Genomic DNA, 4,530 nt, shown 5'->3' with positions numbered 1-4,530 from the left:
CCAGCGCGATCTGCGCAGGCGCGCCGGGGACGCACAAGCCCGGCAATCTGCGCGCGGCGATGCTGGGCATCCACAACAGCACCCGCCGCGCTTATGGCTCCGCGCCGCTGGTGTGGAACGCAAAGCTGGCGGCGGATGCGGCGGTCTGGGCCCGCAAACTGGCGAGCGGTGCGGCGAGCGGCCATGATCCGCAGACCGGCGCCGCGCCGGTGCAGGGCGAAAATCTGGCTTCGGCCACGCGCGGCAGCTGCCGCCCGGTGGCGCTCGCCCAGTTCTGGGTTGATGAGAAGAAATTCTTCCAGAAGGGCACTTTCCCCAATGTTTCCACCACCGGCAACTGGGCGAGCGTTGGCCATTACACCCAGATCATCTGGCCCGGCACCCGCCAGATCGGCTGTGCGCTCCGCAAAGGCGCGCGGTTCGACTTTCTGGTCTGCCGCTACCTGCCCAGCGGCAATGCCGAGGGGACGGTGCTGAAATAGCGCGTGACCCCCTCCTCCTCCCCTTCAGGGGAGGAGGCTGGGAGGTGGGGCGTCTATGCAGAGCGCGGCGCCGGTGGTTAGGCCCCACCCCAACCCCTCCCCTGAAGGGGAGGGGTTTTGGCTCGCGTCAGGTCAATCACGGGCGAACGCCGCGCCCGCCGCTCAGAACGCCGCCTCCACCAGCTTCCTGAAGGCCCGCGCGCGGTGGTTGTTCGCCTGTTTTTCGGCGAACGGCATTTCGGCGAAGGTCCGCGTTTCGCCCAGCGGCACGAACATCGGGTCATAGCCAAAGCCCGCCGCGCCGCGCGGCGGCCACACCAGCGTGCCGTCGATCCGCCCCTCAAACCATTCGACATGCCCGTCGGGCCAGGCGAGCGCGAGGGTGGAGACGAAGGTCGCCGCGCGGCTCACCCCCGGCCCTAGCGCCTGCAGCCTGGCCTCGACCTTTTCCATCGCCATCTGCCAGTCGCGCGTGCCGTCGGCGGTTTCCGCCCAGTTGGCGGTATAGACGCCGGGGTCGCCGCCCAGCGCCGCCACGCACAGCCCGCTGTCGTCAGCCAGCGCGATCAGGCCGGAAAGGTCCGCCGCCGCGCGCGCCTTCAGCTCGGCATTGGCGAAGAAGCTGGTGCCGGTCTCCTCGGGCTCGGGCAGGTCGAGCTCGGCGGCGGCGACGATGTCCATGCCGTAAGGGCCGAGCAGGTCGCGCATCTCGCGCACCTTGCCCGCATTGTGGCTGGCGATCACCAGCCGGCCCGGCGCCAGCTTGCGGATCGCCTGGGGGGCGGGGGCGTCGTTCATGCCACCGCCGCCGCTTGTGCGGCAAAAATCTCCGCACAGCCGATGCGCGCAAGCCGCAGCAGCCGCAGCAGCGCTTCCTCGTCATATGTTGCGCCCTCGGCGGTGGCCTGCGCCTCGGCGATGTTGCCGTTCTGCAGCAGCACGAAATTGGCGTCCGCATCGGCGGATGAATCCTCGGCATAGTCCAGGTCGAGCACCGGCGTGCCCTGCCAGATGCCGCAGGAAATGGCGGCGACCTGCTGCATCAGCGGATCGGAGCCGAGCTTGCCTTGCGCGAGCAGGCCGTTCACCGCCAGCCGCAGCGCGACCCACGCGCCCGAAATCGCCGCCGTGCGCGTGCCGCCATCGGCCTGCAGCACGTCGCAGTCGAGCGTGATCTGCCGCTCGCCCAGCGCCTTCAGGTCGGTAACGGCGCGTAAGGACCGGCCGATCAGCCGCTGGATTTCCTGCGTGCGGCCCGATTGCTTGCCGCGTGCCGCCTCGCGGTCGCCGCGCGTATGGGTGGCGCGGGGCAGCATGCCATATTCCGCCGTCACCCAGCCCTCGCCCTTGCCGCGCAGGAACGGGGGCACCCGCTCTTCCACGCTCGCCGTCACCAGCACGCGGGTGTCGCCAAAGCCGATCAGCACGGAGCCTTCGGCATGCTTGGTGAAATGCGGGGTGATGGTGATGCTGCGCATCTGGTCGGGGGCGCGGCCGGATGGGCGCATGGGGCAAGTCTCCTGTTGGTTGGCGCGGGGGGTGTGCCGCCGGTAGGCCGGATTGCGGCCGGAGACAACCGGGCGTCGGCAATGCCGCTTGCCGGGCGCGCCCGCGCGACTTACGTCAGGCGCATGAACCCGCCCATTGCCGAGCTGACCGATCGTGCGCGCGACGTGTTCCGGATGGTGGTGGAAGGCTATCTCGATTCGGGCGCGCCGGTCGGCTCGCGCACCATTGCCAAGCTCTCCGCGCTCAACCTCTCGCCCGCTTCGATCCGCAATGTGATGCAGGATCTGGAGGAGCTGGGCCTGCTTGCCGCGCCGCACACCAGCGCCGGGCGGATGCCCACTGATCTGGGCCTGCGCCTGTTCGTCGATGGTATGATGCAGGCGCATGAACCCTCTGCCGAAGAACGCGCCGCGATTGAGGCGCAGGTGGCGCAGCCCGGCCCGGTGGAGGATGCGCTGGCGGCGACCACGGCGGCGCTCTCTGGCCTGTCCGCCTGTGCCGGGCTGGTGTTCGTGCCCAAGCGCGAGCTGGTGCTGCGCCAGCTGGGCTTTGTGCCGCTGTCCGACGACCGGGCGCTCGCCGTGCTGGTGGCGGAGGATGGCTCGGTAGAAAACCGGGTGATCGCGGTGCCGCACGGCACCAGCCCGGCGGCGCTGGCGGAGGCGGCCAATTATGTCTCCGCGATGCTGGCCGGGCTAACGCTTGCCGAAGCGCGCGCGCGGCTGGACCAGCAGATCGCGGCCGAACGCGCCGCGCTCGACGGGGTCGCCCGCACGCTTGTCGAGCGGGGGCTTGCGGTGTGGAGCGAGGATGGCGAGCGCCGCCCGGTGCTGATCGTGCGCGGGCAGGGCCGGCTGATCGATGCAGCGGCCGCCGCCGATCTGGACCGGGTGCGCGACCTGCTCGACGATCTGGAAGGCAAGCAGGAAATCGCCCAGCTGCTGGACCGTGCCCGCGCCGGCGACGCGACCCGCATCTTCATCGGTGCGGAGAATAATCTGTTCGCGCTGTCGGGCTCGTCGGTCATCGCGCGGCCGTTCCACGGTGCGGATGGCCGGGTGGTGGGCGTGGTGGGGGTGATCGGGCCGACCCGGTTGAACTATGCGCGCATCGTGCCCATGGTGGATTTCACCGCGGCGGCAATTGCCCGCCTGATGCAATGATCTGACGCAATGATCTGGGGCCAGAATGACCGACGAGAGCAATTTTTCCGACCAAGATGTGACGCCTGCCGAGGAAGCGGGCGCAGAGGCCGCCGCACGGATTGCCGCGCTGGAAGCTGACCTGGCCGAGGCCAAGGCGCAGGCGCTCTATGCCGCGGCAGAGGCGCAGAATGTCCGCCGCCGGGCCGAGCGCGAGGCGGCCGATGCGCGCACCTATGCCGTGACCAGCTTTGCCCGCGACATGCTGTCGGTGGCCGACAATTTCGAGCGCGCGCTGGCCGCCATTCCCGACGAACTGCGCGCCGACGAGAAGATGAAGGGGTTGGTTGCCGGGATCGAGGGCACCGGCCGCGAGCTGGAGGCGATCTTCACCCGCCACGGCATCGCCCGGGTGAAGGCGCTGGGCGAACCGCTCGACCCCAATCTGCACCAGGCAGTGGTCGAACTGCCCAGCGACGCCGAACCCGGCACCATCGTTCAGGAAATGCAGCCGGGCTACAAGATCAAGGACCGGCTGCTGCGCCCGGCGATGGTCGCGGTGGCGAAAGCGGGGTAGGGTGATGGGTTCTAAACGCGTCACAATCGGCTACTTTGATACCGAAGAAGGTGGTCGACTGGTAGTTGAGAAATCGGGCCGCAATTATTGGTTGAGCTATGGAGGGGTGACTGAGCTGGCGCATCCGTCCATCAATTCACTTGATTTATGTCGACGCGAAGCTCTGCTAAAACATCACGTGAAGTGCACCGACTGGCATCCATTTTAGCTATATGAACCCCAATCTCACCGCGCCGCGCGCGTCGTTCGTCACCCATCTCGAATGTTCGATGAGCGGGGAGCACTACCAGGCCGATCAGCCGCGCGGGCTTTCCAGCGTCGGGCGGCCGGTGATCGTGCGGTATGACCTGCCCGCGCTGAAGGCCGCCGTCTCGCGGGACGAGATTGCCGCGCGCCTCACCGATCTGTGGCGCTGGCGCGAGCTGCTGCCGGTGCGCGACGCGGCCAATATCGTGAGCCTGGGCGAGGTGGAAACGCCGCTGATCCCGGTGCCGCGCTCGGCCGGCGCGAATGTGCTGGTGAAGGACGAAGGCCGGTTGCCGACCGGATCGTTCAAGGCGCGCGGGCTGGTGATGGCGGTCAGCATGGCGAAGGCCTTGGGCGTCACCCGCATCGCCATTCCCACCAACGGCAATGCCGGCGCCGCGCTTGCCGCCTATGCCAGCCGGGCGGGGATCGAGACGATCGTGCTCTGCCCCGACGACACGCCCGAGATCAACGTGCGCGAAATCGCGCTGCAGGGTGCGCGCGTCTACCGCGTCAACGGGCTGATCGACGATTGCGGCGCGATCGTCGCCAAGGGCGCGGCGGAAGGCCGCTG

Annotated in this window: 6 protein-coding genes; 4 read left to right on the top strand and 2 right to left on the bottom strand. The window is 68.7% G+C overall.

What is annotated here, in order from left to right:
• A partial coding sequence (locus K2Y03_RS03250; RefSeq protein ID WP_294088236.1) for a CAP domain-containing protein occupies positions 1–482 on the top strand: 482 nt, incomplete at its 5' end.
• 162 nt (positions 483–644) lie between these two features.
• On the opposite strand, the gene rdgB is transcribed toward K2Y03_RS03250, so the two are convergent.
• Both rdgB and rph read right to left on the bottom strand, forming a co-directional pair.
• Positions 645–1,280: an RdgB/HAM1 family non-canonical purine NTP pyrophosphatase gene (rdgB, locus tag K2Y03_RS03245; RefSeq protein ID WP_294088234.1), complete on the bottom strand. Its 636-nt coding sequence runs from the start codon at positions 1,278–1,280 to the stop codon at positions 645–647.
• Complete coding sequence (gene rph, locus K2Y03_RS03240; RefSeq protein WP_294088233.1) at positions 1,277–1,990, bottom strand: ribonuclease PH; 714 nt, start codon at positions 1,988–1,990, stop codon at positions 1,277–1,279. The genes rdgB and rph overlap by 4 nt, the downstream gene beginning before the upstream one ends.
• A 123-nt stretch (positions 1,991–2,113) precedes the next feature.
• Between rph and hrcA the strand changes: the two genes are divergently transcribed.
• From hrcA to K2Y03_RS03225, 3 genes are all read left to right on the top strand, one after another.
• On the top strand, positions 2,114–3,154 hold the full coding sequence (gene hrcA, locus K2Y03_RS03235) for a heat-inducible transcriptional repressor HrcA (RefSeq protein ID WP_294088231.1): 1,041 nt from the start codon (positions 2,114–2,116) through the stop codon (positions 3,152–3,154).
• Between the two features lie 25 nt (positions 3,155–3,179).
• Positions 3,180–3,710, top strand: coding sequence for a nucleotide exchange factor GrpE (gene grpE / locus K2Y03_RS03230; protein WP_294088230.1), 531 nt, complete (start codon positions 3,180–3,182; stop codon positions 3,708–3,710).
• Between the two features lie 212 nt (positions 3,711–3,922).
• A partial coding sequence (locus tag K2Y03_RS03225) for a pyridoxal-phosphate dependent enzyme (RefSeq protein WP_294088229.1) occupies positions 3,923–4,530 on the top strand: 608 nt, incomplete at its 3' end.

It is taken from the genome of Sphingomonas sp. (genome assembly GCF_019746015.1).
Classification (GTDB): domain Bacteria; phylum Pseudomonadota; class Alphaproteobacteria; order Sphingomonadales; family Sphingomonadaceae; genus Sphingomonas.
The sequence above is the reverse complement of the archived record's forward strand: the minus strand, read 5'-3'. Positions and strand labels throughout refer to the sequence as shown.